This window comes from Pseudomonas sp. GV085 (assembly GCF_003050925.1).
Classification (GTDB): domain Bacteria; phylum Pseudomonadota; class Gammaproteobacteria; order Pseudomonadales; family Pseudomonadaceae; genus Aquipseudomonas.
In genome coordinates this window covers 105,999-130,749 of the sequence record NZ_QAOV01000006.1, presented here as the reverse complement: position 1 = coordinate 130,749, position 24,751 = coordinate 105,999, and the positions used below count along the sequence as shown (strand labels likewise).

The 24,751-nt window shown below is 60.7% G+C and carries 25 protein-coding genes and 2 pseudogenes; 3 read left to right on the top strand and 24 right to left on the bottom strand.

Annotated features, from left to right (window positions below):
• Positions 1-42 precede the first annotated feature (42 nt).
• A complete protein-coding gene (locus C8K63_RS14680; RefSeq protein ID WP_108217362.1) occupies positions 43-1,692 on the top strand; it encodes a 3-(methylthio)propionyl-CoA ligase in 1,650 nt (549 codons plus the stop codon).
• A 106-nt stretch (positions 1,693-1,798) separates the two neighbouring features.
• On the opposite strand, the gene C8K63_RS14675 is transcribed toward C8K63_RS14680, so the two are convergent.
• Entirely contained in the window at positions 1,799-2,872 is a 1,074-nt protein-coding gene (locus C8K63_RS14675; protein ID WP_218279797.1) for an alpha/beta fold hydrolase, read from the bottom strand.
• A 359-nt stretch (positions 2,873-3,231) separates the two neighbouring features.
• On the opposite strand from C8K63_RS14675, the gene C8K63_RS14670 reads away from it, so the two are divergent.
• Positions 3,232-4,275, top strand: a complete 1,044-nt coding sequence (locus C8K63_RS14670) for an AraC family transcriptional regulator (protein WP_108217361.1) — start codon at positions 3,232-3,234, stop codon at positions 4,273-4,275.
• Between the two features lie 304 nt (positions 4,276-4,579).
• Here C8K63_RS14670 and C8K63_RS14660 read toward each other — a convergent pair whose 3' ends face one another.
• From C8K63_RS14660 to C8K63_RS14650, 4 genes and pseudogenes are all read right to left on the bottom strand, one after another.
• Complete coding sequence (locus C8K63_RS14660; RefSeq protein ID WP_108217359.1) at positions 4,580-5,590, bottom strand: YeiH family protein; 1,011 nt, start codon at positions 5,588-5,590, stop codon at positions 4,580-4,582.
• Positions 5,587-5,703: pseudogene (locus C8K63_RS30820) on the bottom strand ((2Fe-2S)-binding protein); the annotation flags it as partial. The gene C8K63_RS14660 and the pseudogene C8K63_RS30820, both read right to left, overlap by 4 nt.
• Before the next feature lie 168 nt (positions 5,704-5,871).
• Positions 5,872-5,970 (bottom strand): annotated as a pseudogene (locus C8K63_RS14655) (DsbA family protein); the annotation flags it as partial.
• Entirely contained in the window at positions 5,967-7,298 is a 1,332-nt protein-coding gene (locus C8K63_RS14650; RefSeq protein ID WP_108217358.1) for an MFS transporter, read from the bottom strand. The pseudogene C8K63_RS14655 and the gene C8K63_RS14650, both read right to left, overlap by 4 nt.
• 258 nt (positions 7,299-7,556) lie before the next feature.
• Between C8K63_RS14650 and C8K63_RS14645 the strand changes: the two genes are divergently transcribed.
• The gene (locus C8K63_RS14645; protein ID WP_108217357.1) at positions 7,557-8,597 is read left to right on the top strand and encodes an AraC family transcriptional regulator; all 1,041 of its coding nucleotides are present in this window, start codon (positions 7,557-7,559) and stop codon (positions 8,595-8,597) included.
• 71 nt (positions 8,598-8,668) lie between these two features.
• Here the strand turns inward: C8K63_RS14645 and C8K63_RS14640 are convergent, their stop codons facing one another.
• The 19 genes from C8K63_RS14640 to C8K63_RS14550 all read right to left on the bottom strand — a co-directional run bounded on the left by C8K63_RS14640 (position 8,669) and on the right by C8K63_RS14550 (position 24,742).
• Positions 8,669-9,463 carry a DNA adenine methylase gene (locus tag C8K63_RS14640; protein WP_108217356.1) on the bottom strand — a complete coding sequence of 265 codons (795 nt, stop codon included), beginning with the start codon at positions 9,461-9,463 and terminating at the stop codon, positions 8,669-8,671.
• Between the two features lie 201 nt (positions 9,464-9,664).
• Positions 9,665-10,699 carry a phage late control D family protein gene (locus C8K63_RS14635; protein WP_108217355.1) on the bottom strand — a complete coding sequence of 345 codons (1,035 nt, stop codon included), beginning with the start codon at positions 10,697-10,699 and terminating at the stop codon, positions 9,665-9,667.
• A 52-nt stretch (positions 10,700-10,751) separates the two neighbouring features.
• A complete protein-coding gene (locus tag C8K63_RS14630; RefSeq protein ID WP_108217354.1) occupies positions 10,752-10,958 on the bottom strand; it encodes a tail protein X in 207 nt (68 codons plus the stop codon).
• Positions 10,933-11,790 (bottom strand): phage tail protein, encoded by an 858-nt coding sequence (locus tag C8K63_RS14625; protein ID WP_108217353.1) that lies wholly within the window; start codon positions 11,788-11,790, stop codon positions 10,933-10,935. Before C8K63_RS14625 ends, C8K63_RS14630 begins: the two co-directional genes overlap by 26 nt.
• A gap of 9 nt (positions 11,791-11,799) precedes the next feature.
• Positions 11,800-14,142 carry a phage tail tape measure protein gene (locus C8K63_RS14620; protein WP_108217352.1) on the bottom strand — a complete coding sequence of 781 codons (2,343 nt, stop codon included), beginning with the start codon at positions 14,140-14,142 and terminating at the stop codon, positions 11,800-11,802.
• Positions 14,143-14,284: 142 nt separating this feature from the next.
• On the bottom strand, positions 14,285-14,593 hold the full coding sequence (locus C8K63_RS14615) for a phage tail assembly protein (RefSeq protein WP_108217351.1): 309 nt from the start codon (positions 14,591-14,593) through the stop codon (positions 14,285-14,287).
• 11 nt (positions 14,594-14,604) lie between these two features.
• The gene (locus C8K63_RS14610) at positions 14,605-15,108 is read right to left on the bottom strand and encodes a phage major tail tube protein (protein WP_108217350.1); all 504 of its coding nucleotides are present in this window, start codon (positions 15,106-15,108) and stop codon (positions 14,605-14,607) included.
• 12 nt (positions 15,109-15,120) lie between these two features.
• Positions 15,121-16,284, bottom strand: a complete 1,164-nt coding sequence (locus C8K63_RS14605) for a phage tail sheath family protein (protein ID WP_108217349.1) — start codon at positions 16,282-16,284, stop codon at positions 15,121-15,123.
• A gap of 96 nt (positions 16,285-16,380) precedes the next feature.
• Positions 16,381-16,968 (bottom strand): hypothetical protein, encoded by a 588-nt coding sequence (locus tag C8K63_RS14600; RefSeq protein WP_108217348.1) that lies wholly within the window; start codon positions 16,966-16,968, stop codon positions 16,381-16,383.
• Positions 16,968-19,610, bottom strand: a complete 2,643-nt coding sequence (locus C8K63_RS31240; protein ID WP_108217347.1) for a phage tail protein — start codon at positions 19,608-19,610, stop codon at positions 16,968-16,970. The genes C8K63_RS14600 and C8K63_RS31240 overlap by 1 nt, the downstream gene beginning before the upstream one ends.
• Positions 19,603-20,214 (bottom strand): phage tail protein I, encoded by a 612-nt coding sequence (locus C8K63_RS14590; RefSeq protein ID WP_108217346.1) that lies wholly within the window; start codon positions 20,212-20,214, stop codon positions 19,603-19,605. Before C8K63_RS14590 ends, C8K63_RS31240 begins: the two co-directional genes overlap by 8 nt.
• Positions 20,211-21,098: a baseplate J/gp47 family protein gene (locus C8K63_RS14585; protein WP_108217345.1), complete on the bottom strand. Its 888-nt coding sequence runs from the start codon at positions 21,096-21,098 to the stop codon at positions 20,211-20,213. Before C8K63_RS14585 ends, C8K63_RS14590 begins: the two co-directional genes overlap by 4 nt.
• Complete coding sequence (locus C8K63_RS14580; RefSeq protein ID WP_043302559.1) at positions 21,095-21,421, bottom strand: GPW/gp25 family protein; 327 nt, start codon at positions 21,419-21,421, stop codon at positions 21,095-21,097. The genes C8K63_RS14585 and C8K63_RS14580 overlap by 4 nt, the downstream gene beginning before the upstream one ends.
• 13 nt (positions 21,422-21,434) lie before the next feature.
• On the bottom strand, positions 21,435-21,656 hold the full coding sequence (locus tag C8K63_RS14575) for a hypothetical protein (RefSeq protein ID WP_108217344.1): 222 nt from the start codon (positions 21,654-21,656) through the stop codon (positions 21,435-21,437).
• A 58-nt stretch (positions 21,657-21,714) separates the two neighbouring features.
• Entirely contained in the window at positions 21,715-22,275 is a 561-nt protein-coding gene (locus C8K63_RS14570) for a phage baseplate assembly protein V (protein ID WP_108217343.1), read from the bottom strand.
• The gene (locus tag C8K63_RS14565) at positions 22,242-22,805 is read right to left on the bottom strand and encodes a hypothetical protein (RefSeq protein ID WP_108217342.1); all 564 of its coding nucleotides are present in this window, start codon (positions 22,803-22,805) and stop codon (positions 22,242-22,244) included. Before C8K63_RS14565 ends, C8K63_RS14570 begins: the two co-directional genes overlap by 34 nt.
• Positions 22,798-23,433: a hypothetical protein gene (locus C8K63_RS14560; RefSeq protein ID WP_108217341.1), complete on the bottom strand. Its 636-nt coding sequence runs from the start codon at positions 23,431-23,433 to the stop codon at positions 22,798-22,800. The genes C8K63_RS14565 and C8K63_RS14560 overlap by 8 nt, the downstream gene beginning before the upstream one ends.
• The gene (locus C8K63_RS14555; RefSeq protein ID WP_104449526.1) at positions 23,430-23,744 is read right to left on the bottom strand and encodes a hypothetical protein; all 315 of its coding nucleotides are present in this window, start codon (positions 23,742-23,744) and stop codon (positions 23,430-23,432) included. The genes C8K63_RS14560 and C8K63_RS14555 overlap by 4 nt, the downstream gene beginning before the upstream one ends.
• A 2-nt stretch (positions 23,745-23,746) precedes the next feature.
• Positions 23,747-24,742, bottom strand: coding sequence for a major capsid protein (locus C8K63_RS14550; protein WP_108217340.1), 996 nt, complete (start codon positions 24,740-24,742; stop codon positions 23,747-23,749).
• Between the last annotated feature and the right edge of the window lie 9 nt (positions 24,743-24,751).

The window sequence follows — 24,751 nt, the reverse complement described above, 5'->3', positions numbered from 1 at the left end:
CTGTCCGCTCCCCGATCAAAGACGTACGAACGGAGTGATGTCATGCATGGTTTGATGATGCACAAGCAGCTGTTGATCTCCTCGCTCATAGAGCACGCCGACCGCCATCATGGCGATACGCAGATCGTGTCCCACAGGGTGGAGGGCGATATCCATCGCTACACCTTTCGTGACTGCCACCGTCGCGCGCGCCAGATGGCCAGCGCGCTGACCAGCCTGGGTGTCCAGCCCGCCGACCGGATCGGTACGCTGGCCTGGAATGGCTATCGTCACCTGGAGTTGTACTATGGCGTGTCCGGTATGGGTGCCATTGTGCATACCATCAACCCTCGCCTGCATGAAGACCAGGTTGCCTACATCGCCAATCATGCCGAAGACCAGTACATTTTCTTCGACATGACCTTCCTGCCGTTGGTCAAGGCCATTGCTGGCCGCTGCAAGACGGTCAAGGCGTTCATCGCCATGACCGATCAGGCGCACATGCCCAAAGACGCCGGTATCGACAACCTGCTGTGCTATGAAGATCTGCTTCAACAGGGTTCCTCCGACTACGCCTGGCCGGATCTCGACGAGGATGCCGCGTGTACGCTCTGCTATACCTCCGGCACGACGGGCAACCCGAAAGGGGTCTTGTACAGTCATCGCTCATCGCTGCTGCACACTTATGCGGCTGCGCTGCCGGATGCCCTGAATTGTTCGGCGCGCGACGTCATCCTTCCGGTTGTGCCCATGTTCCATGTCAACGCCTGGGGACTTCCGTATATCGCTTGCATGGTCGGAGCCAAGCTTGTATTTCCGGGCCCTGCGCTGGACGGCAAATCGCTGTTTGAACTGCTCGAAGCGGAGCAGGTGACGCTGTCCGCCGGCGTACCGACGGTCTGGCAAGGGCTTCTTGGGCATCTGGAGGAAACAGGCCAGCGTTTCTCCAGCATGAAGCGCACCATCATTGGGGGCGCAGCCTGTCCAACGGCGATGCTGCACAAGTTTCAGGAAATCTACGGCGTAGCGGTGTTGCACGTGTGGGGCATGACTGAATTGAGCCCGATCGGAACCATTGGCACCCTGAAGGCCAGGCACCTTGAGATGTCCCCGGCAGAGCGTAATGCCGTGCAATCCAAACAAGGCCGGGCAGTGTTTGGCGTCGACATGAAGGTCGTCGGCGCGGATGGCATGGAGTTGCCTTGGGACGGTGCGACGTCGGGTGACCTGATGGTGCGTGGACCTTGGGTGGTGCGCGACTATTTCAGAAATGAAAGCGACTGTTCGCCGCTGCTCGAACACGCCGGCCAGACCTGGTTCCCCACCGGCGATGTGGCGACCATCGATGGCGATGGCTTCATGCAGATCACCGATCGCAGCAAGGATGTGATCAAGTCGGGTGGCGAGTGGATCGGCTCGATCGATCTGGAGAACATTGCCCTGAGCCATCCCTCAGTCGCCCAGGCGGCCTGCATCGCCGCGAAACACGCGAAGTGGGATGAACGGCCCTTGCTGATCATCGTCAGGAATGCACAGGCAACCCTGACCCGGGAAGATCTGCTGGCCTTTTATGACGGCAAGATTGCCAAGTGGTGGACGCCGGATGATGTGGTCTTCGTCGACACGATTCCACTGGGTGCTACGGGCAAGGTGTTGAAGAACCGCCTGCGCGAGCAGTTCGGCGATCATCTGCTGGTCAAGGCTGCCAGCTGAGTAGCAAGGAAAAAATCCAGCCCTGTCCATGTGCAAAGGCAGGGCGGACGTTACGGCAGATGCCGGTAGCGTTCGCCCTGCCTTTGCATTACCGCTATCAAGGGGTTTAGCCAGCCGCTGGCTCAGAGGCCGGGTCGCCGGACATCAACTGCTCGAGAAACTCCAGCAGCAATTCGTTGACCTGAGCCGGGCTTTCCTCTGCGGCGCTATGGCCTACACCGGGTAGCAGGACCTTTTTGCGCAGAGCGGGCAGGTAGGCGTCCATCTGATCGTAGAGGCTGCGGATTTCCACCGGCTCCAGGGAAGGGTCGGCAGCACCACCGATGAACAGGCTTGGCTGGCTGACCTTCGCGCCGTCGAGAAACGCGGTGATTTCCCAGTTGCGGTCGCGACAGCGGTAGTAGTTCAGGGCACCGGTAAACCCCGTGCGCGCGTACTCGGCGACGTAGTAGTCGAGCGACCGCGGGCTCAGCCAGGACGGGAACGCTCCCTTTGGCTCGGTAAAGGCATTGAGAATGGGTTCACCGGCCTCGACGAACAGACGCCAGCGTTCGGCACCGACGGCGCTACCGGAGATCGAGTAAAAGACGCTGCTCAAGGTCTTGCGCGGATCATTGGCCAACTCGCGATCCGGCTTGTCGAGTTGCTGGAAATACAGGTGGTGGTAGACCCTTCCTTTCGCCATGGCCTGCAGACCCACGGTTGGTTTGACCTTGCCGCGCGGCGGTACCGGGGTATTGAGCATCACCAGACCGTGGAACAAATCCGGTCGCAGCATGGCCGCCGCCTGGGCCACCCAGGCGCCCAGGTCATGTCCAATGATTACCGCGGACGTTTCGCCCAGGGCCGCCATCAAACCCACCATGTCGCCGACGGCCTGGCTCATGTCATAGGCTTCGATGGCATCGGGTCGGTCCGATTGCCCAAAGCCCCTTTGATCCGGGACGACGACTCGATAGCCGGCCTCGGCCAATACCACGATCTGGCGGCGCCACATGTACCAAAGGTAAGGGAAACCGTGCAGAAGGATGACGAGCGGGCCCTCTCCCTCGTCGATGTAATGCATGCGGATGCCGTTGAGTTCGGCAAAGCAGTGGTTGAATACATCAGGATCGTCGGCATCCACCTGCGCCATTGCAGCGAGCGGCTGACCGATACGCATTGAAGTGCGCGTATCCATTATCTACCTCCATCTTATCAGTTGTGGGCCTGAAGGTAGCTCTGACAGGGTGCTCCGCACTAAGCTTCACAGGACACAATCTTGTGAAATTGGGACATATCAAAAGCCAGTAGCGCTGTTTCTGCCGCCGCCAGTCGTGGCCCGCCGGCAGCGTCCCAATATGCTAAGAAATTATCCCACCATGCCCATGCCGCCGCGCTGGTGCTCCCTAAGATGGGACCGAGCTTCCTGCTCTGCAATGCGCCAGACCAGGTTGAAGATCGCTAGCGTTATCAGTACTTCCACACGCGCCGTCTTCTCGCTCAATACATCTTCGATGAAAAAAGAAACGCCGCCATCGGCCGAGGGAGATCCTACGCATGCCCAAGCTTGTTCGCGCCGCCGTTTTGACCAAATACCTGGAAGTCACCCAGGACTTGGGATTCAACCCGCGCGACGTCCTGGCAGTTGCCGGCCTGAGCAAGGCTCAGCTGCAAGCCTCCGAATACCGCATTCCGATCGACGCCGCCGTGCGCCTGCTGGAAGATTCGGCCGCCGCCAGCGGTTGCCAGACCTTCGGCTTGAGCATGGCAGAGTCGCGCCAGCTTTCGGACTTCGGCGTGGTCAGCCTGTTGCTCAGCCAACAACGCACCCTGCGCGACGCCTTGCAGGTGATGGAGCGCTACCGTCATCTGATGAACGATTCCCTGGGAATCTTCGTTGAAGAGGCCGGCAGGATGGTGATCATTCGTGCAGAGATGGTTACCGAATCCCTGCTGCCCATTCGTCAGGCCACGGAGTTGGTCATTGGCGTGCTGTTTCGCCTGTGCTCGACACTGCTCGGCTCCCAGTGGCGCCCCTACAGCGTCAACTTCATGCACCAGCCACCTGACAGTCTGAACCTGCATCGGCGCCTGTTCGGCTGCAATCTGGAGTTCGGCAGCGAGTTCAACGGCATCGTTTGCTCCGACGCCAGTCTCGACATGATCAACCCCAATGCCGATCCGGGCATGGCCCGTTATGCCCAAGACTACATCGACTCTCTACAGGGTGATGAAAGCACTTCGATGCTGTTCGAGGTGCGCAAGGCCATCTACCTGTTGTTGCCTATGGGGCGCGCCACCATCGAGCAGATCGCCCTGTCACAGGGCATGAACGTGCGCACCTTTCAGCGTCGTCTGCAGGACGACGGCTGTGCCTTCAACGACCTGATCAACGATGTGCGCCGTGACCTGGCGCTGCGTTATCTGGAAAACCCGAACCACTCGTTGAGCCGCATCGCCGACATGTTCGGTTTCTCCATGGCCAGCTCCTTTACCCGCTGGTTCATCAACCAGTTCGGCATGCCACCGGCGGCGTGGCGTAGCGCGCAGAAACAGTCTGGTCTTTGCGCAGTGAGTGCCGCCGCCCCCAAACTTTTCTGAGCCCACGGTTACAAAGGGTTTTCACGCGATCCCTGGAAACACAGAAACACCAACGCCGATTTGCCTGATGATGTTCGTGCGAACAAACACATCTGACAAATCGGCGTTCTTTTGCGTGGTCTGCGAATTGTTTTTCATGAAAACGAGGGCGTCTTTCCCGGTCATTTTTGTGATGTACAAAAAAAACGGCGACTGCTGGTACAGTCGCCGCAAAAACCGGTGCTTGTGACACCGGTGGTGAGCTTCACTGTAACGAGGAGCCAGCCCAGTGAAGCCCTGCCATAAACCTGTGTGAGGCCTGTTTTCAGAGGCCCCAACGCAATAACAACAGCACCAGCACGACCAGGAACACCGTCTCACCGACCATCAGCAGGATCGGTTTGATGCCGACCGCCGCCAACTCCTTGAGTCGGGTCTTCATGCCCAGGGCACTGATGGAAATCACCAGGCACCAGCGCGACAACTCATTGACCCCGCCTTGCACCGCCGGCGCGATCCAGCCTGTGCTGTTGATGCAGGCAAGGATCAGAAAGCCCACGGCGAACCATGGCAGCAGTGGCGGGCGCTTGCCGGTCGGGTCGGCACCTTGCATGCGGGTGATCATGGCCGCGGTGACGATCACTGGCAGCAACATGGCAACCCGCATCAGCTTGACCACGGTGGCGGTGTCACCGGTCTCGGTCGACATGCCGTAGCCGGCGCCGACCACTTGGGCGACGTCGTGGATGGTGGCCCCGAGGAATACCCCGGCCACTTGCGGTGAAAGCGATAACCAGTTGGCAATCATTGGATAGACGATCATTGCCAGAGTCGACAACGCTGAAACGCCGATCACCGTGAACAAGATCGCGCGCTCTTTCTGGGGATGGTTCGGCAACGCCGCCGCCAGCGCCAAGGCTGCCGAAGCGCCGCAGATCGCCGTGGCACCACCGGTGAGCATGCCGAACAGCCGCGAGAAACCCAGAAACTTCGCGGCGATCACCGAGACAGCGATGGTCACAACCACCAGGATCACCACCAGCGCGATCGGCTTCCAGCCCAGCGCCGCCATTTGTTCCAGGGTAATGCGCATGCCCAACAGGGCTACGCCGATGCGTAGTACCGTGCGGGCGGTGAACTCGACGCCGACTTTGCAGGGGCCGTCGTCGGCCAGAAAATTCAAGGCCATGCCCAGCAACAAAGCGAACAACATGACCGGTGCGCCGTAGTGCTCGGACAAAAACGACGCGGCGGCGGCCACGATCAGGCTGACAATAAAGCCCGGAGCCAATTCGCGCGTGCGGGTCTGGATACGGGTGAGAGCAATGGCGCTCATGGCGCGGACTCCTCGGAAAGGGTGGCAATGAACGCCTGGCCGTCGATGATCTCGACCGGGTAGTTATTGACTTTGAGTTGAGTGGAAGTGAGCAGATTGCCGCTCGATAAATCGCTCCCGGCCTGCGGTTTTTTTGCCGGCAGGCACAGGAATGTGTCGGGTTATGCCGGTTGCCGCTCGCGATCACTTTCGCGCAGTGCTTCGCTCATGGCGGCCAGCGGCGCTTCGGCGGACGTGAGCCCACCACCATCATCCTTCGGTCGAACTGCACACGCGGCACGTCGAAACTGTCCCTGCGCTTGTTCCCGTTGGCGCTTGCCGATCAGGCACCAGGGGCAAATGAAATCGAAAAACACATCTATACGTAAACAACGACTCACAACTTCACCTCTAATACAGCGCCGCTGACGGAGTTAGTGACCCTCTCACCGTGTAGCCGGGCAATATCTTTGTGGTAATGACACTTGGCATAAAAGAACACCGCCGCCGCCGCGAGGCTGACCAGTGGCACCAATTGAAACGCGGCATGCAGACCGATCAGGTCCGACACCCGGCCAGTGATGAACGGCCCCGGCGCCAACCCCAGCAGGTTGTTGGCCAGGGTCAGCGTGGCGAACGCCGTACCGTGCACCGAGTAATGGGTTAGGTTGGCCACCATTGCGCCGGCGGGGCCAGTGGTACCCGTGGCAATCAGCATGCCCAGGCAGATCAGCAGCAGTTGCACTGGCCCTGCCTGCAAGGCAAAGGCCGCCGACAGCAACAGGCAACTGCCCAGGCAAAAACCGATGGCCAGGCTGACTTTGCGCTCCGGTGAGTGGCGACACAGCCGATCGCTGAGCATGCCGCACAGAATCATCCCCACACCGCTGCACAACACGATGAGCGCCGCCATGCCGCCGGCCTTGTCCGTCGGCATGTCGTAGTAACGATTGAGGTAGCTGGGAATCCACACCATCACCGTGCCGCCGACAAACAGCTGCAATCCACTGCCGACATAGGTAGCCACCACCGAACGGCTGGACCAGAGCGTGCGCAACGGACGCTTGACCGCCGCAGCCGTCTTGTTCGCAATCTGCGCGGCACGTTGTGGCGCAATCCGTGCTTCCTTGACAATGAGCGGATACAACGCGGCAAGCACCAGACCAAACAATGCCATGCCGGCGAACGACCAGCGCCAGCCCAGCTTGGCGGCAATCGCGCCGCCCAGGGCCATGCCCAGTACAGCGCCGAACAAGCCGCCGGCCATGAAAGCACTGGCCAGGGTGGCGCGCATGTGTTTGGGGAACACCGAAATCACCACCGCAATGCCCACGCTGCCGTAGGCCGCTTCGCCGACGCCGACCATGAACCGGGCGATGAACATCTGCTGGTAGTCCTGCGCCAGGGCACAGCCCAGGGTGGCCACGCTCCACAGCAGCGCCATCAATGCCAGGCTCTTGACCCGGCCGAAGCGGTCAGCCATCAACGACAGGGGAAACGTCAGCAAACCGACCATCAGGGCGACGATGCCACTGAGCAGGCCGAGCTGGCCGTCGCTCAGTGTCCACTCGCTCTTGAGCAGCGGGAACACTGCGTTGAGCACTTGGCGTGACATGTAATCGGAAATCAACAGGCCGAACGTCAGCGCGAAGACAATCCAGGCATATTGGCGCGCAACGCCGACTCCACCGGAGTCGTCATCGTCTGCGGCGATTGGGTGAAAGGCCATGCAGCCTCCTCAATGTCTTAGTTTTATTGTTGTTATCAAGCGTGTAGCCGCTACGGCTTACGAAAGTGACTTCAATGCCCACACGCGTGAGCATCCCCATGACCAAGGGCCGTGCTGTTGAACCGCGGTAGGTTCTAGCGCGTATCCATTACCTTCCGCTCTCTATTTTTTTCGGAAGCCTGAAGGTAGCTCTGATGGGGCATCCTGCACTAAGCTTCGCAGGACTCAATCTTGCGAAATTGGGACACGAGGGAAATCATGTATACCCTGACGCGGAGTGCCAGCCTTACCAACTATGAACAGGTTGCCCGTTCAGAGGGGCTCGATCCTTTTCGTATACTGCGGATGGCCAAGCTGCCGGCCAGTGCCCTCGACGATCCGAACATCATGATCAGTAGCGATTCGGTCGGGTGGCTGCTGGAGGAGTCAGCCCGATTGTCCGGTCAGGAGGCTTTCGGTCTGCTGCTCGCCGAAAAGAGGCACCTTTCCAACTTTGGCATGCTGGCGCTGCTTATCCGTGAAGAGCCAACACTGCGCGCCGCCTTGCAATCTTGCTTTCGCTATACACGACTGCATAACGCCGGTGTGCAATTGTGGCTTGAGGATGTGGGCGATCTGACCCTGTTGCATGTGGGGGTGAACATGCAGGGCCATCATGGCGTCTGGCGCCAGGCGATTGAACAAGCAACCGGAATTATCCTGCGCACGTTGTGCATTCTGAGCGGCTATACCTTCCGGCCGGTAAGGGTCAGTTTTACTCACGCCCCCCCCTCCAGCCTTGAAGTACACCACCGTGTGTTGGGAACCGCGATCGAGTTCTCTCAGGAATTCAATGCCATCGTTTGCCGCGGGTGCGATTTGGATATGGCCATACCTGAGGCGGACCCGGCGCTGCATCGCGAAGTGAAGCGATTGCTGGACATGCAGTTGGCTAACCTGCGCGACGAGCCGACGCAGCGGGTACGTCAGATCGTCAAGATGCTGCTGCCAAGCGGACTGTGTTCTGTCGATGCGGTTGCCCAGCATCTTGGCATGCATCGACGCACCCTTAACCGCCACCTGGCAACTGAGGGTGAGAGTGTCACAACGATCATCAACGCTGTACGGTCTGAACTCGCCGAAGAGTATTTGGCCAACACCAAACGCCGATTATATGAGGTGGCCGAACTGCTCGGCTTTTCCACGGCCGGTGATTTTTCACGCTGGTTCCGCAGCCAGTTTGGCAAGACACCTTCGGATTGGGTCGCTTCCTATCGAGAGAGCAAGGCGCCCCCCGAGTCCCGCCGCCTGAAAAAATAGAAGGAGAAATTCAAGGACGACTCTCAAACCTGTTGGTCGACCGGTTGAATCCACAGTCGATAGCTGTCACGTCAAAACAGTCCTCCCAACGCCTCTGGCTCCCAGTTCATGATCACCAGTTCGCCACTGACCTCGGCCTTGCCCTGCCGCTGGTTGGTCGAGGTGTAGCGGATGTCCAGCCTCTCAAAGTGAAAGCCTTCGAACACCCGGCGAATGTCCGGGTGGTCGTTGATGCTGACCATCACCCTGCCCTTACAGCGGCGCATAAAATCGGCCATGCGTTCGTAATTTTCAAACGGAAAATCCACCCCATACCCTGCGGTCTGCCAGTACGGCGGGTCCATGTAGTGGAAGGTATGGGCGCGGTCATAGCGTTCGGCGCATTCAAGCCAGGGCAGGTTTTCCACGTAGGTGCCAGACAGACGCTGCCACGCGGCTGAGAGGTTTTCCTCGATACGGAGCAGGTTGATTGACGGGGTGGTGGTGGCGGTGCCAAAGGTCTGCCCGGACACCTTGCCGGCGAAGGCATGGTGCTGCAGGTAGAAGAATCGCGCGGCGCGCTGGATGTCGGTGAGGGTTTCGACGCGGGTCATCTTCTGCCACTCGAACACCTGGCGCGAGCTGAGCGCCCATTTGAACTGGCGCACGAATTCTTCGAGGTGGTTCTGTACCACGCGGTACAGCGTCACCAGGTCACCATTGATGTCGTTGAGCACTTCAACCGGCGCTGCCTGGGGTCGCATAAAGTACAACGCAGCGCCGCCGGCAAAAACTTCGACGTAGCATTCGTGGGGTGGAAACAGCGGGATAAGACGATCGGCCAGACGGCGTTTGCCGCCCATCCAAGGGATGATGGGTGAAGACATAGAGAGCAAGACCTTTACTGTATAAATAAACAGGTGCTAGGCTCGCTCTGCTTTGTGCACAGAGCAGGAGCCTCGGCGGGACTTGCAGGGACAATCTGCGGGGACGGTGACCAGGCTGAATGTTGACGCATCCAGACTGGCCGCTCCTTTTACGTTGATTTTTGAAACTTCTGACTCGGGCCGACTCATGCGCCCGGGCGATCAATCCGGCACTTCAAGCACGACTTTCTCAGGCTTGCCGGAGGCCTTGGCCTTGCCCTCCTTGCCGCCGTTGCATTCCACCGACACCGTCCAACCGGACGGGGTGAAGGTGTGATCCACCGACTCCACCAGGTATTCGCCATCGAGGCCACGCTTGAAGCCTCGCGCCTTGATCATGATTTCGGCAAACAGGTCGGTCCGGCCTGGCAGGTCGAGACGCACCGAGGCGGTCGAGCGATTGAACGCCGCCAGTCGCGCCTTGGCCGCCTCGTCGGCCGCCGTGCGGTCTGGGTAGAGGTGCCGATCGGTATGCACTGGCGGTAGGCCCTCGGGCACATTGGGGTTGTCCAGGTGCGAGACCAATAATTCCCCGCTGGCCTTGTCCTGGTACTGGGTGCTGACACCCTGATGAGCACTGCGGTCGCTCAAGCGAAATTGCCAGCGGGTCACGTCACTGCGCTGCAGGGTGATGATCGCCAAGGTCTTACCACTGGCGCTCTGTCCGCCCTGTCGCGGCAAGACCAGCAGCTTGCCGTCGGCCACCTTGGCGGTGCAGTCGTGCTTCTTGGCCACCCGGGTGATGAAATTGAAGTCCGACTCATTGAGCTGATCCATGCGCGGCACCCGGGTATCAACCGAGCACGACGGCTGCCAGCCATTGCGCGCGGCGACGTCGCCCACAATCTGCGCCAGGCTGACATCCTCCCAACTGCCACTGCGGGTGGTTTTACCGCTGCCGCGCATGTCGCTGGCCTTGCCGCTGATCACCAGGGTGTCCGGCGGGCCGGAGACGGCCACTTCGTCCACGGTGTAGCGGCCCATGCGCGTCAGATCGGCGCCGGCATAACCCAGGTAGACTTCGATACTTACGCCACGGACGGGCAGCGACACCGCGCCGTCACGGTCATCAATGCGCAGTTCGAACGAATCCGAGGCCATGCCGGGCCGATCGGATAGCTGCAGCGAGACCAGTCGATCATTGATCAAGGCCGTGATGTCGGCGCCGTCGGCGACGATGCGAAAAAGTGGTTGCATGTCGGCACCTCAGACAAAAAAAGGCCCGCACTCGGCGGGCTGGGTAACAGGATCAATCCCACAACGAAATGACGCTGTCAGTCTCGACCACCAGGTCCGGCAGCCTGATCAGCACACCGGCCCGGAACGGTTGTGGCTCATCGGCCAGGCCCTGATTGGCTGCCAGCACCGCCTCGACGCTGCGGTTCAGGTGGCCGTAATAGTGGTGACACAGGGTGTCGAGCAGATCCCCGTCAGCTGTTCTGCAGGTCATCGCCATAGCGGACAAACTCCAATGAAAAGCCCTGCTTGCGCGGGATCGCCCCGGGCAACAAAGCGCTTTGCTCTTCGTCAATATTGGTCAGGCACCAATTGCCCAACACCTCGCCATAACCCGTGGTCAGGTTCAGTGGCAGCAACTTTGAACCGATGCTGCGCAGCCTATCCAACTGCTTCAGCCCACCTTTGAAACTCGGGTAGATCGCGCCCTTGATGGTGATTTTTTCCTCACCCAGACCCACCGCCTGCTGTGCCGGGCGTCGGGTCAGGCGCTCCTGCGCGGCCCAGCGAAACGACGTCTGCCGCCGGAGTTCGTCAAACGCGGCGGTGTCCAGGTTGAAGTAATACGGCCGTTCATTGGCTTTCAGCGGGTAGAGGATCAGCAGGTGTGGGAACGGCTTCACCGCGTCGGGAATCGGCGACATGTCGCCGGCAAACCATTCGGTGGGGAAGATGTTGCCCAATGCGGCATTGGCCTTGCCGGCGACCTTGTTGAACGCCGCGCCAAAGCGGCCGATCTGTACGGCCAGCGCGGAAAAGTGCTCATCAAACTGTGACAGCGCGCGCTGGGTCTGGTTGTAGAAGCTGGCGACCTTGCCGATCTTGGCCTGGGCCGAGTTGATTGCACTTTGCAAACGCCGGGTCTTGTCGCTCAGGTCCTCGCTGATAAAGGGCAAACCTTCCAGCGCATCGGCCGCCCCGCTGATTTCGTTGAGCGCGCCATTCATAGGCCCGGTCATCGACTCCAGGTCAGTGCGGCCGGCTTCACCGGCATCGACCATGTACTTCAGCCCGCCCTGCAGGTGCTGCAGGTAAGTTTTTTCATCCGCCATTTCACGTCCTCAACCCACGTGGGGTGCATCAAACAACTGCCGGGCGCGCGCCTCCCGGGCGAAGTCTTCAAACTGACGGCGCAGGTACGGCATCAATTCTTGGACCAACTGTGCCGGGTCTTTCACATCGCCGTGCACCTGAAACACCGGGGCCGGGGCGAAGGTGAATTGCTGATCGACCTTCGGCCATTCGGGTGTCTTAGCCGCGGTGCTCGACATCAGTGCCGCCGCCGTGACCGGCGCGGTGGGGGCGTTGTCCATCGAGCGAACGACCGCGCCAACCCCCTGGCCGGCGGGCATGGGAAAGATGCCGAGCGCTGCTTTGGGTACGATTGGCGTGTCCGGCCCACCAAATAAAGCCTTGCCCATGGTCGCGCCGACGTCGCCGCCGCCCCACGCCCCGAGCCAGGCACCGATCATTCCGCCCACTGCGGTGCCCAACAACGGGATGACCGAACCGATGGCGGCACCGGCGGCGGCGCCAGCCAAGCCACCGGCAAGCCCACCCGCCGCCTCGCCGTAGCCTTCGGCCTTTTCATCGCGAGTGGTGGCGTTCTGGTAAGTGTCCAACACCTGAACGCCGGCACCGAGCGCCGCCAGCGCCCCGCCCACTTTCATGCCACGGGACGGCCGACTTGCGGGACCCTTTCCCTTTCGACCTGGATCGTGATCCAGCCCGTCATCATCGCCGTCATTCGCGTTGGTCACGAATACCCGCTGCACGATGTTGGACCGGTCGCCGGCCGAGCCGCGCGCGATGTTCACCAACCCCCGACCGATCTTCAGCGCGGCCCAGGCCTTGCCCGCCAGCAAGGCTCCGGCACTCAACGCCGCCAGGCCCAGCACCACCTTGGGCGTCTCCTCAGACAAGGCGGTCAAGCCACGCGCTGCTGCACCGATACCGCTGGCCAGCGCATCCGTCGCCGGCCGCAGGGCATCACCGATGGCCCGCAGCGAATCGTTGAACGCCTGACCGGTTTCGGCCCAACGTTGCGATGAGCTCTCGCGACGTTCGCTCAGGTTTTTGTCGAGAATGTCCTTGCGCGGGCCGTTGGGGTCCGAGGCGCTTTTTTTCAGCTCCGCGTAGAATTTTTTGTTCTGGGTGTACGCCATCAGGGCCGTCTTGACCTGCATGTCGGCAAACAGATCGCCGGTACGCAACGTGGCGGCCAAGGCATCGGCCATCGCTTGCGCCTTGGCCGGGTCCGTCTCTTGGCTGATCTGGGTCAGCCCCTGATTCAGCTGCTTGGCCTTTTTCGGGTCGGTCTTTTCCACATACCGGCGAGCCAGTTCAAAACTGGCTTCAAAGGTCGACAAGCCCTTGCCAATGGCGGCGTTCATCGAGCCCTGATAGTCGATCCCGGCATCGGCATAACCTTTGACGGTTTCCCCTGAACCGATTTTCGCGATCCAGTTTTTCAGGTTATTCGCCGCCTCATCGGCGCTGCCGGCGCTCTTGACCTGCACCTGCAGCATGGCGCCCAGCTGGGTCACCGCGTCCTGACCGGTGATGCCGCTGCTGGCCATCTGCGCCAACAATTCCGGAAACCACTTGGCCATGTCGGCCGCCTCGAAGCTGCCTTGCTGGCCCAGCAGGGCAACCGACGCCAGTGCCTGTTCCATTTTCTTCGGGTCGGTGATCTTGGCGTTGTTCTGCATCGCCAGAATCATTTTCGCCGTGTCGGTGCCTGACGCGCCCTGCCCGACCGCAAACTTGGCGGCCACCGGGGCGTACTTCAGCGCCTCAGCCAACTCCATGCCACCACCGACCAGCTGGTTCACCAGGTCGGCCACCTGAGTGTTGGCCATGCCGGTGTCTTTTGAGGTCTGGACGATGTCGCGGGCGGTGTCCACTTCCTGTTGGGTGTTGGCGGTACCGGACTTGATCGCGATGTCGCGGACGATCGCTTGAAAATCCGCGCTGACCTTGGTCGGTACCGCGGCCAACGTGGTACCGGCCACTGCCGTACCGAAACCGCTGCGCAGACTCTCCCGCCCCTCTTCGACCTGTCCCATACCCTTGGCTTTGAACTCGGCGCTGCGCACCACCTTGCCCAGCGCCAGGTACTCCTGACGCAGGCGCCCGACTTCGACACCCTGCTTGCGCAAGCTGTTGGTGTTGATTTCCAATTTACGCAGCAAGGCGTCGGCATTGGCCGCCCCGCTGTCGTGAGCTTTTTTCCACTCATCGCGCAGACGCATGGTCTCGCCGATGACTTTCTGCAAACCTTTGGCGCGGGTGGTTTGCGCCTCAAGCTTTTTCATTTCGCCGCTGACATTCTTGAAGGCGGCGCCCAAGGAGGAATCGACGGCGCCGCCAATCACCAGCCCGAGCGAGAGTTTGTTCGCCATGCGGAGTACCTATATACAACGGGGATGGGCTCAGTCCGTGAGCCACCAAACCATCTCGGAAAACGACAGGCCCTGAATCTCGGCCGCCGAAAAATTCAACTCGACGGCCAAGCGCTTGGCCAGGGCCTTTTGCAGCCGGGGGTTAAACCCCGTCGTCTGCTCCCAGACGAAAATAGGCGGTCTGCAAACGACGGTAATCGCGCATCAGCAGCCCCTCCAGATCGCCGCGACCGATGCTTGCCAGGCTGCAGAACAGGACCATCTCCTGCTCTTCTTCGTTGCTCCCGCCCTGCAAGGTGGCGGCGCGCATCTCACGCACCGTCGGTTCGCGCAGGGTCAGCTTGTCGACCTTGACGCCGTTGGCCTCGCTCGGTCGGGACAGGGCGACGGTGGCAATGCCATCGCCCAGTTGCAGCCACTTGGGCAGGACGTTGTCTTTCACGTTGCTCATGGTGTGGCTCCTTACATGCCCAGGGCAGACCGCACAGCGGCCAATTGGTCGACGCCGTCAATGACGCGAATCGAGTTGAGGGGATCGAGTTCAAACATCACACTGCCGTCGATTTCCAGCTTGTAGTAGGTCACCGCAACGGCGTACTTGAACTCGCCTTTTTCACCCGGTTTCCAGTCCCCCGGATCGACTTCCTTGAGGCTGCCACGCAGGGTGGCGACCACCGACTTGACCGACCCTTTCTGGCCTTTGAAGGCACCCCGAAACGAGGCGTTGAACGCGGTCAGGTCGGCCTGCCCAAAAAACTTCAGCACCTCGCGGCGCACGCCGTTGGTGATAAAGCTGGCTTCGAGTTTTTCGGTGCCCATGTCGATCTCGACCGGCGCGTCCATGCCGCCGGCACGATACTCGTCGGTCTTGAGGGTCAACTTGGGCAGGGTCAGGCTCGGCACGTCGCCTTGCAGGCTGATACCGTCCACGAACAGGTTGGTGTTGTAGAGCACTTCCGGAATCATAAAGCGGCCTCCTTAGGCGGCGGTGTCCAGCACTTCAGTGATCCACTGATCGGTCACCTCCACGCGAAAGTTCGGGTTTTCGGCCGGCGGTACGTCAGTGAACCGAATGTTCCAGTACACCTTGCCGTCGCTGAGTTCGCTGGAGGTGTTCAACTCTTCGTCGGCATAGACCTCAAAGTTGATGATCGCGCCCTGATTTTTCAGGTCGCGCATGAACGCCTGCAGGCCTTCGGTCACATCCTTGACGTAGGTCGCGGTGATCGAGCGGTCGACGGCCCACTTGTGCGCGTAGAGGATGGCGTCCATGACGATGTCCAGCGTGCGCACACGGGTGACGAACTTCCATTTCGGGTCACTGGACAGCGTGCGGTTGCCCCACAGGCGGTAGCCGTCATCACGGATGATCGTGGTGATGTTGGCGTTGTTCAGCAGGTTGGCCCGGCAGGAGGCATCGCCGTCGAGAAACTCGATCGGTCGCGTGGTGCCGGTGACGCCGACAAACTCCTTGTTCGACGGCGAGGCCCAGAAGCCGTAGGTGGCATCGGTCCAGGCAAACAGGCCAGCGGTCCAAGCCGAAGCCGGTGCATTGACCGTGGCACTGGTCCCGGTGTCCCAGAACTGCACGCCAGGGTCGACCATGTAGGCGTGTTTGCTGCCGAAATTTTCGGCATAAGCAATCGCCGCTTCGTCAGTGGTGTTCGGCCCGTCGAGGATGGCCATGGCCCGCATCTTGTCGCCCAACGCGACCAGCTCGGTCGCCACCGCCAGCGTCGCCGAGTGCCCCGGCGTCACCAACAGTCGCGGCTGGGCGTTGAACTTGCTTTTACCGTTGAGCAACGCCTGCATGCCGGTACGGCTGCCATCGGCCCAAACCCCGCCGATAATCGCGGACAGCTGCTCGGCCGGGTCTTCCAGCAGCGGCACGCCGACGGCGACAATCACCGCCTTGGACCGTTTGAAAATGGCTTTGCAGTCCTGGGTGATTGCGGCGTCCGGGCCCCAGGCCGCCACCGCTTCGCTTTCGCGGGTGATCAGCAGCAATTCGTTGGCCGCCGCAGTCGCCGGCAGCTCCACGGTGAAGGTGTTGCACAGGCCGATGATCGACGCGGACGGGGTGGCGATGTGTCGTGCCCCGGTGTCCACCAGGGTCACGGTAACGCCGTGAAAGAAACTCATAGAGTGATGCTCCAGAAACGAAAAAGCCCCGCATAAGCGAGGCTGTGAGTGACGTGACGCTTAACGGAAAAGAAAACGCCCCGGCAATGCGGGGCGTCAGGACGCGGTGTTGGTCGATCCGTCCGGCTTTAGCGGCCGTTTATCACTGGCCGGAAAGTCCGGCGATCCAGGCCAGGCTCGCAGCTCGTTACGGTAGGTGCGCCAGGCCAGCTCCGTGTTGAGCGCGGTCGGGTCCGCATCCAGATGCTTGTCGATCTCTCTGCCCGCCCAATGCAGTTCATTTTCGATCCATGACCGTTCTCGCTGGCTTTGAATCGCCAGATCGCGCGCGGCATCCAGTACCCAAACAAGACCATTCCAGACATAGGCCGCACTCGGTCGCGGCATGGTCGTCAGCTCGGCCGGTAACTCGCCAGGTATCGAATGCGTCACCTCGGCACCATCGGTGGTGCGGTAAGCCACGCCTCGGTAGTCGGGCACCACCAGCCACGTGCCATCCCTCCAGACCACCACCTCCCCGTCCCCGGCTTCGGGCGGTACTTCCAACGTGGCGCCCGCTGGCAGACCGCAGCCACAGCTGACATAGGTTTCGTGTTGGCCGAGGTATTCGGTGGTGGTTTCACTGAACGTGTAAACGTCGATACACCCACTCTCATCAAAAAAACCATTCACTAAAGTCGTCATCAATACATCCTGCAGATGTAGTTGTACGCCACGTTGCGCATACGGGTTTCCGTGCTCACACGGGCAACCGCCGATGGATTGAAAGTTACAGACATGTTGCCCGTTGTACTGACTCGTGGTGCAGCGGGTATATCACCCGTCATGTAACCAGTAGCCGTAAATACGCCGGTCGCGGTATTCACCAGCAACATCGAATCATCGTCCTGTAGCCTGAGTTCACCCGTCATGTTTTGTAGCGTGTCGAGTTGAAGGCTCAACACGGGCCGCCCAGAGTCGGGGTCTATTCCGCGCCCGCCATCCAAACCACGAATCGACTCGGCGCGCATGTCTGGCAGGAAGCCGCTGGGATACACGGCTGCCAATGCCGGGTACCACTCGACATTGAACGGCTGCCCCCCCATCAAAACGCATTTGTCGGGTGGTGTAGCGGTTGGCCATGGAAACGGCACGCCGACGGGAAGCGAAAATATGGAAGCAGGATCAAAATTGCTTTCGGTCCAGATCCCCCCGAAATCCTGCGCATCAACTTGTATTTTTATTTTGCCCGAGGCGTTTGCATAGCCAATGTAGATTTTATTGGCGTCCTGACCCGCCACTCCGCCTTGCTGTACGGGCGTGAAGCCCAACGCAGGTTGGTACGCAGCAGGGTCAAAGTTACTCGTGTCCCAACCCGTTACCCACGCACTGAATACGTATCCCTCTGGGGTCTGAACACCGCCACGAGTAAGCGTTGTACCGGTGTCATAGCCGATGATTTGTTGCCAGAGGGTGTCTTGACTGACCGCAACCAGCATGGGGGAGAATTGACCGCCCTCTGGAACGTTCGGGCCCGGGTTCACCCGGTAAATACCCACGGTGGTGACTGTATTTAGATCGGTGCCGTCGGGAAGGACAATCCCCCCGTGACCTATGCCATAAGCACCCGTGAGCAATACACGGCCTGGCGTGTCATCTTGGGGGTAGATTTGTTTAACCAGATTGCTGGAATCCCACAGGCTCTGCCAGTCACCCCAGGTTCCGGTGGCAAAGTCCCCGGTTCGGTAACGGTAGGCGCTCGCTCTGTTCGCCACCCGCGCCTCTTGATAGGCCAGGTTGCCAAACGATCGTTCGATGTGGACCACCAGCCCATGATCACTGCCGGAGATGTTCGGACGGTTCAGGGTGTCGGCCGTATAGGTATAGGTGCCACCAACCTGCGCGGCGTTGAAGTCATCGCCCGGTAAATTGGGGGCTACTCCTCCGACGCCAAATGCACCGTTGAGCAATACGCGTCCCGCCGTGGAGTCCCAGGCGTTCGACTGTTTAACCAGTGAGCCACTGTCCCACTGGGTTTTCCAGGCGGACCAGGTCGCGCCGGAAGCACTGCCACCGCGGGTGAACAACACCCCGGTGCTGTATTGAATGATCAACTGCAGCGTCACGTCGCGGCCCAACCCGACGATCATGACGGAGTTGGTTAGGCCTGTGGGACCATGTGTTGGAGAGCCTTCAATGCGATAAAAGCCGGCGGTGCGAATGGTGTTGAGGTCGGTACCGGCCACCAGGCTGATGCCCGCCCCGCCCAACCCGAAGGCCCCGACCTTCATCAACACATCCACCGTAACGTCATCCAGATCGGTCTGCACATCAGAGGTCGCGGCGGTTCCCAGCCCAAGGTTGTCGCGAGCCTCAGCCACATCCTCGACATCGGCGAGATTTTCACTCACTGCCAGGGCATCGGTGATGCCGTAGCCGTCCAGGGTGGTCGGGTTGGTGCCAGCGATCACACGCCCAAGGGCATCGACGGTGACACTGCGAAACGTGCCCACACCACCCCCACTGCCGCCCGCGATCATTTCAAACTGCAAACCGGTGGTGCCGAGGGTGATCGGCGCGTCGGTGACCAACTGCCAGAGGCTGTCGCCGTTGGTCGTGCCCTGCTCGACGTGGATAAACAACCCCGGTGTCACTTCCAGGCTGTTGTCGGCATCGGCGGCCCGCGTCCAGCCTTCGGCGCTGACCACATACAGGCCGTTGTCCTGGGCTTCTGTCTGGGCGGTCACCAGCACCCGGTCACCGACGACCACGGCCACGTCATCGATGGTCTGCACGTTGCTCAGGGTGATGGCGGCCGTGGCCGTCACCCGCGCTGACTGTTTGTGGTCCAGTTTGGCCAGTTCTTCCTGGATCTTAAGGTCCACGTATTCGCGCGTGGCCAGCACGACAGCCGGGTCGATCTTCAGCACGATGTTTGCCGAGCTGCTGACGATGAAATTCATCCGCACCACTTGGGTCTTGCCACTGCCTTGGTCCAGCAACGGTTTATAGCTCGGCGCGCAGTTGGCCACCGCCACCAGGTCGCCGTCGACATCGTAGAGGCCGATCTCGCGAATCCACTCACCACCCACCTCGGGCGGAATGATCTGTTCTGTGATCACGGTATTGGGATTGGCCGGATCGACGCGGATCTGGTTGATCGGCGCCCGACGCCATTCGTGGATCAGCTGGGTCTGCAGGCGATCGGGAATCGGGTCGGTGCCGTTGGCATCGCCCAGGCCCATCTCGGTGAACATCCAGTCCAGGCCCATGGCGATGGCATTGGCGTGTTTGGCTTCACCAACCGCTGTGAGAATGGCAAAAAACTGACTGGTTTTATCAATCATGGGGATAAACGTCCAAAGTATCGGTTTCATCGACGCAGAGCGTCGGGCCAAAAGTGCCGGTCACGTCGATGTCTTTCGGGGCCGGCGGGTACACGTCGATCTCTTCACCTTCTTGCACGCACACGGCAATGCCCAACACCCCCTCGGTCTGCAGGCTGAGCGCCAGATTGGTCATGTGCCGGCTGACCGGACGGGCGTCGTCGATCAACCACGCCAGTTCCTCGTACAGTTCCTCGGTGATGCCGGCGTCATTCAGCCCCACCTCCAGGGTGAACGTACCGGGCACGCCTTCCGGCACGGTGTCGAACCATTCCACAACGTCGATCAGGTAGCCCAAGGGCTCGACCACCCGACGCAGCGCACCGATGGTGCCTTTGCGTGCATGCACGTCGTACGCCGAACGGATCGCCGTGCGCTTGGCCTCCTGTGTCCAGTTGTTGTTCCAGCGGTCTACCGACCAGGCCGACGCCAGATACGGCAACAGGTGTTCCGGGCAGGTGTCGGCGTTGTACAAACTGCGCAGCGGAATGAGCGTGTTTTCATAGTTGGCCGCCTCGACGGCCAGCTCTAGCGGCGTGCTGTTGAGGGGCAGCTGACTGCTCATGTCAGACTGTCTCCCAATACCACGTTGTAGCTCGTGCAGTACGCCGCCTCGGCCTTGCTCGGTCTGACGTCCGTCCAGTCGAGCAGCTCAACCCGGGCGATGCCGGGAACGTGCAATTGCGCATCGATCCCCGAGCGCGCCACTTCCAGACCCAGGCGACGGCGCGGGTTGATCCACTCGCTCAGGCGTTTCTGGCTTTCGGCCAGATAGGCTTCGTTCTCCGGGCCGGGTGCCTGCGGATACAGCACCGCTTGAATGTTGTAGTCGATGACCACGGCACTCTGCACCGTAAGGCGGTCGGCCACCGGCCGCACGTCCTCGTCATTGAGGTGCAACCGGACCTGCTCCAGCAGTTCAGGCGAAGCCGCACCACTGCCTTCGAGGCTGAGCACGGTGACCATTACCACGGCCGGCGACGGGCTTTCCGCTGTGGCATCGGCCACCAAACCCGAGGCGTTACGTGCATGCAGGATGTAGCTATTGCGCGGCCCCGCGGTGGTCAGTCCCTCATACGACATCTGCACCCGCTCGCGCAGGGCATCGTCCTCTTCGAGCACCTGCGGCGTCGGCGGCACCGTGCTTGGATCTCCGGCCTGAATCACCAGGCGCTGCAGGTTGACGTTGGCGGCCAGGTGATCGAGGTCGGCCCGCTCGGCGTGCGCCAACAGCAAGGCCTTGCCCGCGTCGTTGACCCGCGCCCGGTTCTGTAAGGCACCATACGCCGCCTGCTCGATCAGCTTGAGCACCGGGTCGCTTTCCAGCTCCGCGCTCCAGTTGTCGCCCATGCTCAGGCGGAAGGCTTCCAGCTTCTCCTGGTAGACCGCTTCAAAGTTGAGGTCCTCCAGCACTTGCGGCGGCGGCAGGGCCGCCAGTTCCATGGTCATGCGGACACCTCCAAAGTCACGTCGCTGCCCAGGTACTGCCCGGTCAGCTCGAACGTGATACGCCCGTCGAGGATGGCCACGGCGCGCACCCGGCCCAGCTTCAGGCGTGGCTCCCAACGCCCCAGCGTGCTGGCCACCTCGGCCTGCACGGCGCTTTTCCAGCCGTCATTGACCGGCAGATCGACAAAGCGCCGCAGCTTGCTGCCGTACTCCGGGCGCATGCGTCGGCTGCCCAAGGGCGTGGACAAGATGTCCTCGATGGACTGGCGCAGGTGATCGAGGCCGGAAATGAGCTGGCCGGTGCGGCGATCCAGTCCGATCATCCCGATCATGGGATCAGCCCTCGACCGCGACAAAGTCCTTACGGCCGCGCAAATACTCGAGCGCGACCGTGTCATCCGAGGCCACCGCGACCTGGCCTTTTTCCACTTTCAAGGTGCGCTCGGCCTCCAGCAGAATCAGCACCCGCGAGGTATACAGCGTGTCGCGAAAGAGGCTCAGCGTGGCCGGCGCGGGCGCCTCACTGGCGGCTGATACTTCCTTGGTTTTGCTTGTCATGGATTTACTCCAGGTATAAAAAAACCCACACGCGGCGGGCTGAAGGTGAATGTTTCACTCAATGCGAGTGGTTGCTGCTGTTGCCCCCGGCGTCCATGATCGTGCCGGCGCCGGTAATGTCGCCGGATACACTCAGCGCACCGTCGATGCTCACCTCACCCGACAGCGTGATCTGGCTGGCCGTCACCCGGATTTGCTCCGGCGTCACTTCAAACTGCGAGCCACCGACCGTGATCGTCGCGCGGCTGCCGTCGGGTAACGCGATGCTGTAACTGCCGGCTTGCCAGTCGTAGACCATTGAGCCGCCATCGTCGAAGTACCAGGCCTCGACGTGATCGCGGTTGTCCGGCGGAGCCCCGGCATTGCCATACAGTCCCGGGATAAAGGTACCCATGGCCGGATCACCGCTCGGGCTGAACAGCGCGCCCTGCTCATTCAGGCTTGGCGCGCGCCAATGACGGGCCTTACCGGCTGCCAGACTGTGCCAACGCACCCAGGCACTGACCCAGGTTCCGGCCTTAACCCGCACCCGGCCGGCCATCAGATCGATGCCGACCACAACGCAAGGCATCAGCATCGCGGCAATCATCCGGTCGTGTTCGGCGCTGGCGTATCCCATGCCAGATCCTCCGGCTGAAAGTAGTGATCTTCATTGCCGGTACCGGTGCAGCCATCGACGTTCAGGTACAGGGTGCCCGGGGGCTCGACAGGCCAAAGCCACTCAACCTCACCGAGGTAGATCTGCTGGGTCCACTCCACCGTCCACACGGTGTAGCCATCCAGTTCCGGTTTGGTCCAATCCTGACGCGACGCCACAAACTGCGCCTGCTCCACGTTGTCCAGTCCCCAGGTTTGTGCCCGCAACAGAATGGCAAGTTGTGCGGCCAACTGGGCGCCGAGTTGCTGATGACGGGTCAACTCGGGCGCGACAATGACCCGCGCTTCAAAGCGCTGGATCAGCACGGTTTCACCGGTGCCGATATCGGGCCCGGGCTCAAACTCAACCGGCTCGAGAAATACCGCCGGCAACGCTATCCGGTCCTGAATGTCCGGACAGGTCGCCACAAACCGCACCGAGGGCAGTGCCTGGCGGATGTGGTCCTCGATGGCGGCGTACAACGCATCCAGCGAAAAGGCAGGATCAGACACTGGCGCTCCCCTTCAGGTATTTATGAAGTTCAAAGTTCATCTCTTGTTTGAACACGACCAGTAGTCGCTCATCGGCCTTGTTGGCCCAGGTGTAAAACGGACCTTCAACGTCTTCGAGCGAGACCTTGGCCTTGGCCAGCGGAAAGCGGTTGTCGTTTTCCGCGATCCAGCCCGAACTTGTGCCTCCACCCGCGGACGCGCTGCTGCCGGGATAGTCATCCGGGTTGAAATGTTTGCTGGAGGTGCGAATCCAGATATCCGCCTTGTTGCCATAGACGCGTTTATAAAACGCCCCCTGATAACGCCGCCCCGCCACTGAGACACCGGCCTTGCCCTGACGTGGATTCCCTATCCGGCTGGCCTCCATCGGGTTGGTGCCGAACCAGAGTTTGCCCAACTGCCCTTGGCCTTTGATGGGATAGCTGCGCAGGCGCTGGCGCACTGCCCGCACGGCAATCCGCTCCTGCTTGCTGACATCCCGCGCCATGTGCGTGGCCAGCCAGCCCAAGGTCTTGTTGATCGCCCGCCGTTGCGCCGCAGCAGCGGCCTTGGGCATCACCTTGGCCAGCTGTTTAAAAGCCTGCAAATCGTCTGCGGAAAACTGCAGCGAAACCGGCACGGCACTCATGCTTTTAACCTCAACGACAAGGCCACCAGACCATCACCCGCCGGTTCCAGGTGAATCAGGGTGTACTCGCCACCACCGTCCAGGACGGGCAACTCGATCTGTACCGTCTGCGTTTTTTCAACGCCCGCGGCGTCGGCCACCCGAATGTGAAAACACGGCTCGCGCAAGCCGGTGTTCAAGCGTCCGATTTTGGGCTGCAACCAAGGCGCCGAGAACATGCCCAGCACGCGCCGACCTTCAATGAAGCCAACATCGGCCAGGGTGTCGAACACCACGCTGTCGATCTCCGCGACCAGGTCTCGAAAGGCCATGGTCAGAGCGTCAGCAGGATCTGTGCCCGTGGACGCGTGCACAGGTGCAACGGGTTGGATTGGGCTTCACCGGCCATGCCCTTGTTGAACGGCAGTGGTTCCAGCTTGCTGTAATACGGCAGGCCTTGGGTGTTGGCCGTTTCCATGTAATCCGCCGGAGCAAAACAGGAGATGTACAATTCTGGTACGCCTTCCGGGATCAACAGGGCTGTATCGTCATGGATAAACGACACCCCGGCGATGCGCCCACGGTAACGCTCCCAGACGATGCCGCCCAGCTCGAAGCTGTCCCGCGCATCACCACGCAATTCCGCGGCCTGGATCGTATTAAGGTAGGTTTCTTCAACCGATTTGTGCGTGACCAGCTTGTTCCAGAAATTCTTGCCACAAAAGGCCCGCGCGCCCGAGCTGGTGACGCTACCCAGTTCATCGTCCTGCATGTCCAGCGCTTCGGCGCACTTGACCCGAACCTTGGTGGCTGAGTCATTCAGGCCCATGGACAAGCTTTGTTGTTCCACACCAAAAGCCTGATAGATATTCAGCAGGACCGTCGAGCCGTCCGCGTCCAGCACCAGGCCGTTGAGCGCGCCCATGCGCTGGAATTCATGGGTGGCGTCGAGCTGACGCTTGGCTTTGCTCAGACGGGTGTTCACTACGCTCTGTACAGCCTGCAGTTCGGTCGTTGTACCAAAGGCGCGAATGCCCTGAATCTCGTCGGCCTTGATGGTGAAACGCTGCGGCAGGTGCACGGTGTTGAACGGAATCATCTGTCGCTTGCTTGCACCCACGACCAGACCCGAGGTGCCGCGCTCACCCGCCGGCACTAGGGCCAGGGTGTTGCCGTCCTTTTCGATCTGCACGGTCAGGGTACTGATCCCTTCCTCGCGAAACAGGCCAAGGCTGCTGATGCGGCCCGGCAGGTATTCCTGCTCATTGATCGCCGCGGTCAGCGAAGATACGGAAAAAACATCGTCGGTAAAAATGCCAATGTCGGCCATGAAGGGACT

Bases quoted from the DNA above. Each gene is read 5' to 3' on its own strand.
- C8K63_RS14680 (WP_108217362.1), top strand. From the start codon at position 43: ATGCATGGTTTGATGATGCACAAGCAGCTGTTGATCTCCTCGCTCATA.
- C8K63_RS14675 (WP_218279797.1), bottom strand. From the start codon at position 2,872: ATGGATACGCGCACTTCAATGCGTATCGGTCAGCCGCTCGCTGCAATG.
- C8K63_RS14670 (WP_108217361.1), top strand. From the start codon at position 3,232: ATGCCCAAGCTTGTTCGCGCCGCCGTTTTGACCAAATACCTGGAAGTC.
- C8K63_RS14660 (WP_108217359.1), bottom strand. From the start codon at position 5,590: ATGAGCGCCATTGCTCTCACCCGTATCCAGACCCGCACGCGCGAATTG.
- C8K63_RS14650 (WP_108217358.1), bottom strand. From the start codon at position 7,298: ATGGCCTTTCACCCAATCGCCGCAGACGATGACGACTCCGGTGGAGTC.
- C8K63_RS14645 (WP_108217357.1), top strand. From the start codon at position 7,557: ATGTATACCCTGACGCGGAGTGCCAGCCTTACCAACTATGAACAGGTT.
- C8K63_RS14640 (WP_108217356.1), bottom strand. From the start codon at position 9,463: ATGTCTTCACCCATCATCCCTTGGATGGGCGGCAAACGCCGTCTGGCC.
- C8K63_RS14635 (WP_108217355.1), bottom strand. From the start codon at position 10,699: ATGCAACCACTTTTTCGCATCGTCGCCGACGGCGCCGACATCACGGCC.
- C8K63_RS14630 (WP_108217354.1), bottom strand. From the start codon at position 10,958: ATGGCGATGACCTGCAGAACAGCTGACGGGGATCTGCTCGACACCCTG.
- C8K63_RS14625 (WP_108217353.1), bottom strand. From the start codon at position 11,790: ATGGCGGATGAAAAAACTTACCTGCAGCACCTGCAGGGCGGGCTGAAG.
- C8K63_RS14620 (WP_108217352.1), bottom strand. From the start codon at position 14,142: ATGGCGAACAAACTCTCGCTCGGGCTGGTGATTGGCGGCGCCGTCGAT.
- C8K63_RS14615 (WP_108217351.1), bottom strand. From the start codon at position 14,593: ATGAGCAACGTGAAAGACAACGTCCTGCCCAAGTGGCTGCAACTGGGC.
- C8K63_RS14610 (WP_108217350.1), bottom strand. From the start codon at position 15,108: ATGATTCCGGAAGTGCTCTACAACACCAACCTGTTCGTGGACGGTATC.
- C8K63_RS14605 (WP_108217349.1), bottom strand. From the start codon at position 16,284: ATGAGTTTCTTTCACGGCGTTACCGTGACCCTGGTGGACACCGGGGCA.
- C8K63_RS14600 (WP_108217348.1), bottom strand. From the start codon at position 16,968: ATGACGACTTTAGTGAATGGTTTTTTTGATGAGAGTGGGTGTATCGAC.
- C8K63_RS31240 (WP_108217347.1), bottom strand. From the start codon at position 19,610: ATGATTGATAAAACCAGTCAGTTTTTTGCCATTCTCACAGCGGTTGGT.
- C8K63_RS14590 (WP_108217346.1), bottom strand. From the start codon at position 20,214: ATGAGCAGTCAGCTGCCCCTCAACAGCACGCCGCTAGAGCTGGCCGTC.
- C8K63_RS14585 (WP_108217345.1), bottom strand. From the start codon at position 21,098: ATGACCATGGAACTGGCGGCCCTGCCGCCGCCGCAAGTGCTGGAGGAC.
- C8K63_RS14580 (WP_043302559.1), bottom strand. From the start codon at position 21,421: ATGATCGGACTGGATCGCCGCACCGGCCAGCTCATTTCCGGCCTCGAT.
- C8K63_RS14575 (WP_108217344.1), bottom strand. From the start codon at position 21,656: ATGACAAGCAAAACCAAGGAAGTATCAGCCGCCAGTGAGGCGCCCGCG.
- C8K63_RS14570 (WP_108217343.1), bottom strand. From the start codon at position 22,275: ATGGGATACGCCAGCGCCGAACACGACCGGATGATTGCCGCGATGCTG.
- C8K63_RS14560 (WP_108217341.1), bottom strand. From the start codon at position 23,433: ATGAGTGCCGTGCCGGTTTCGCTGCAGTTTTCCGCAGACGATTTGCAG.
- C8K63_RS14555 (WP_104449526.1), bottom strand. From the start codon at position 23,744: ATGGCCTTTCGAGACCTGGTCGCGGAGATCGACAGCGTGGTGTTCGAC.
- C8K63_RS14550 (WP_108217340.1), bottom strand. From the start codon at position 24,742: ATGGCCGACATTGGCATTTTTACCGACGATGTTTTTTCCGTATCTTCG.